The sequence below is a fragment of the Novosphingobium sp. 11B genome (genome assembly GCF_054589055.1).
Genome location: NZ_BAAILP010000147.1, coordinates 91,611 through 95,254, shown reverse-complemented (window position 1 = coordinate 95,254; position 3,644 = coordinate 91,611). Strand labels below are relative to the sequence as shown.

At 66.5% G+C, this 3,644-nt stretch carries 5 protein-coding genes; 2 read left to right on the top strand and 3 right to left on the bottom strand.

What is annotated here, in order from left to right; genetic code table 11:
* Positions 1-35: 35 nt before the first annotated feature.
* The 3 genes from ACYPYD_RS14105 to ACYPYD_RS14095 all read right to left on the bottom strand — a co-directional run bounded on the left by ACYPYD_RS14105 (position 36) and on the right by ACYPYD_RS14095 (position 2,704).
* On the bottom strand, positions 36-1,178 hold the full coding sequence (locus ACYPYD_RS14105; RefSeq protein WP_459663737.1) for a M14 family metallopeptidase: 1,143 nt from the start codon (positions 1,176-1,178) through the stop codon (positions 36-38).
* The gene (locus ACYPYD_RS14100) at positions 1,175-1,780 is read right to left on the bottom strand and encodes a DUF4136 domain-containing protein (protein WP_459663736.1); all 606 of its coding nucleotides are present in this window, start codon (positions 1,778-1,780) and stop codon (positions 1,175-1,177) included. The genes ACYPYD_RS14105 and ACYPYD_RS14100 overlap by 4 nt, the downstream gene beginning before the upstream one ends.
* Before the next feature lie 180 nt (positions 1,781-1,960).
* Positions 1,961-2,704: a DUF4136 domain-containing protein gene (locus ACYPYD_RS14095; RefSeq protein ID WP_459663734.1), complete on the bottom strand. Its 744-nt coding sequence runs from the start codon at positions 2,702-2,704 to the stop codon at positions 1,961-1,963.
* A gap of 206 nt (positions 2,705-2,910) precedes the next feature.
* On the opposite strand from ACYPYD_RS14095, the gene ykgO reads away from it, so the two are divergent.
* Together ykgO and ACYPYD_RS14085 are read left to right on the top strand one after the other, a co-directional pair.
* Positions 2,911-3,036, top strand: coding sequence for a type B 50S ribosomal protein L36 (gene ykgO, locus ACYPYD_RS14090; protein ID WP_003046794.1), 126 nt, complete (start codon positions 2,911-2,913; stop codon positions 3,034-3,036).
* A gap of 85 nt (positions 3,037-3,121) precedes the next feature.
* A partial coding sequence (locus ACYPYD_RS14085; protein ID WP_459663732.1) for an HAD family hydrolase occupies positions 3,122-3,644 on the top strand: 523 nt, incomplete at its 3' end.

Below are 3,644 nucleotides of genomic sequence, written 5' to 3'. Positions count from 1 at the left end.
CGCGTGGTCCCGGAGCAAATCCGGGACCACGCGGCTCAGGCCGTTTCGCGCTCCACCAGCCATTCCAGCAGCGCGGCCATGCAGTCGCGTCCCAGCTGTGCCGAGCGTTCCGGGCTCCAGCCCTGCGCCTTGTCGGCGGCGGGGTTGTGGTCCTTGAACGGCATTTCCAACGTCATAGACACGGCGCCGTAGCGCTCGGCCAACTGGTTGGTGGACATCGTCAGGTTGCCCTTGCCCGGCCGGGTGAGTGGGTAGCCCACCTTGGTCTGGAAATCGGGCGTGCGGCGCTCCAGCAGGTCGGCATAGAGGGTATAGCCTGCCTGCTGCTCCTGCTTTAGCGAGGGGATGCCCTCGAACCCTGCAAGGAATACCGCCGGGATCGCTTCGTCGCCGTGGACGTCCATGGCGAAGTCGACGCCTGTTGCGTCCATCGCATCACGGATCGCCAGCACTTCGGGGGACTTCCCGGCCGTGGGTTCGGCCCATTCGCGGTTGAGGTTCACGCCTACGGCATTGGTCCGCAGGTGCCCCCGGCGCGAGCCATCGGGGTTGGCGTTGGGAACGACGTGCAGGGTGCAGCGCTTGCGCAGTTCCCGGCCTACCGAGCTGGCGGGATCGGCGAGCAGGTCTAGCGCGCCTTCCATCCACCACTCCGCCATCGATTCGCCGGGGTGCTGGCGGGCGTAGAGCCAGACCTGCAGCAGCCCGTCGCCCATGTCGAGGCAGTCGATCGCCTGCCCGTCGAGGGTCAGGCCCAGCGAGCGATGCGACACGCCGTCAGCACCGGCAATCGCGGCGACGAGGTCGTGGTGACGCTCCATCGAATAGGGCGCGAAGTAGGCGAACCACGCGAGGTCGCCGACCGGCTCGTAGCGGATCGTCAGGGTGCCGCCGTCGCGGCTTTCGTCGAAGGTGCTTTCCGCGCGGCTCCAGTATGCGCGGTCCTCGGAGACGACGGCGTCATAGTTGGGCCAGCCCATCGGATAGGCGGAGCCGTTGAGGCCGGTGATCCGCAGCACCAGTTCGCGGCCCGCCGCGCCCGAGACGCGGAAGTGGAACCACTGGAAGAAGTCCGATTCGTGATCCTTGCGGATCGCGAGGCTCGCCTCGGGGCCGGAGGCGGAGAGGACTTCGATGTTGCCGGAATCGAACGAAGCGGTGATCTGGATGTCGGTCATTTTACCTGAATAGTTTCGCCCGACTGTCCCGGAAACCCCTTGAACAGCGCTTCGGCAACTTTCGCCGAGCCGAGCGGCGCCTGCGCGAGCGGCGAATCGCCGCGCACCACGAAGCCGGCGCGGCCTTCCCACAAGGCGGTGGCAGTGGGCGCGGCGGCGCGATCGCGGATGGAGACGAACACGCGCGTCTCGACCTGTTCCTTGGGCTTGCCGGAAAGATCGAAGCCGATACCGAGGCCCACGCCAGAGCCATAGCCGCCGGTCCCGCCGCCGACGCCGACCGACACCGGGCTGTTCGAGCGCTGCGGCTGGTAGGTGTTACGCTCCAGTGTCAGCAGCGCGACTTGCGCGCTGGCGGTCTGACCGGGAAGCGGTTCGGTATAGCCGATGCGCGTCAGTTCACGCGCCACGGCGGCGGCATAAGTGCGGAATTCGAGGTTGTCGGCCTGCCCGGTTGCGGGCTCGACGCGGATCGTGCCGCGGCCGAGGCGCGACATGTCGGGCGCGTGGAAGCGGGTGACTTCGACCGGGCCGACCGGCGCGACGCAGGCGTTGAGGGCCAGCGCGGCGGTGAGGGCAAGCAGTGCGGGCAGGGTGCGCATGATTTCGAAGTCCTCCTCCGGACCCCTCTGTTTCGGGCTCCTTGGTCTCGGCCTCAGTGCCCTGCCGAAGGGGCTTCGACAAGCTCGGCCTGAGCGGGTGTTATAACCGTTCGTAAGTGTACGCAGTTCCAACCCTCTCATGCTCGTTCTGAGCCTGTCGAAGGATGGCCCGCGCACGGCTTATCCCGCGCGGCCGACCCCGTCGGGACCGATCGCGTCGGCCTTGGGGAAGTTGTCGAAGAGGGCGCCCGCCAGCTTGGTGGCGATCATGCCGTCGGGCCACTTGTCGTCGCCTTCGCGGGTGGCGATCGTGGCGTAGCCTTCCCACAGCACCTTGCCGCTGGCGCGATCGACGATCTGCGCGTCGAGCCGGGTGGAGAGGAGGGCCGAGCGCGGCTTGGTCATGTCGATGTTGATGCCCAGGCCATAGGCCTGCCCGTACGTGCCCACTTCCATCGCGGCGGTGCCGCTGACGGGGCTGCGCTTTTCCTCGGCCGGGGTGAGGACCTGGCGGGAGATACGCAGCTTGGTAATCTGCGGCTGCGGCGTGTCGGGATGGAGCGTGTCGTAACCGGCGCCGACAAGCGCATCGATGATTGCGGCCTCGTAGGCGCGCCGCGCGCCCGCATCGACCCAGGCACCGTCACCCGATTCCGATTCGACCGAGACAGGACCATGGCCCAGTTCGGCCACCGCAGCGGCGTCGGGCGAGACGAAGCGGCTTACTTCGACATGACCTTCGCGCGAATCTTTGGACCGGGTCTGCATGCGCGGCGAATCGAGCATCGAGCCGCCCCAGCCGGGCCGGTTCCAGCCGCCACCCATTCCGCCGCCCCAGCCGGGGCCGTACTGGGCTTGCGCCGAGGAAGCGAGCAACGAGGCTGCGATCCCTGCGGCGATTCCTGCGCCTTTTAGAAATTTCATTGTGTTCCGGTCCGAATTCGGTGGCGTCGCGCCCAAGTTTTATCTTATGCGGGCCGCAACTTGCCCGCGCCTGAACGAAGATAGGCGTTGGCACGGGTGCCCGCAACGGCCCGCAACACTTGACTTTGTCGCGGGCTACCACTAACGGCGCCACTTCGAATTTCCGGCGGTCGGTAACCGCCACGATGACACGGACGAGATAGACCATGAAGATTCGCAACAGCCTGAAGTCGCTCAAGGACCGTCACCGGGACAACCGCGTGATCCGTCGTCGCGGCCGTACTTACGTCATCAACAAGACCAACCGTCGCTTCAAGGCCCGCCAGGGCTGATCCTGTCCGCCCGCTTCGGCGGGCGATAACAGGCGGACGGTTTCGTTGCGTGCATGAGGCCCCCGCCGATCGCGGGGGTCTTGTCATGTCTGCTGTCCGTGGAATTGATGCTGTCGTCTTCGACGTCGGCAAGGTGCTGATCGAGTGGGACATGCGCCTGCTGTTCGGCAAGCTGATCGTCGAGCCCGACCGGCTCGACTGGTTCATGGCCAACGTCGTCACGCAGGACTGGCACGTCGAGCACGACGGCGGCCGCGACCTCGCCGAGATGGTCGCCGCCCGCAAGGCCGAATTTCCCGGGCACGACGACCTGCTCGACGCCTACGCCACGCGCTTCGGCGAGACGATCCCCGGCAACGTCCCCGGCAGCCACGAGATCGTACGCGAACTGGCTGCGGGCGGCGTGCCGCTCTTCGCCATCACCAACTTCGCTAGCGCGTTCTGGCATGAATACCGCGCCGGAGAGCCGCTGTTCGACCTGTTCGGAGACATCGTCGTCTCGGGCGACGAGAAACTGCTCAAGCCCGATGCGCGTATCTTTGACCTGGCCGCACAGCGCTTCGGCCATGATCCGGCAGCGATGTTATTCATAGACGATAATGCCGACA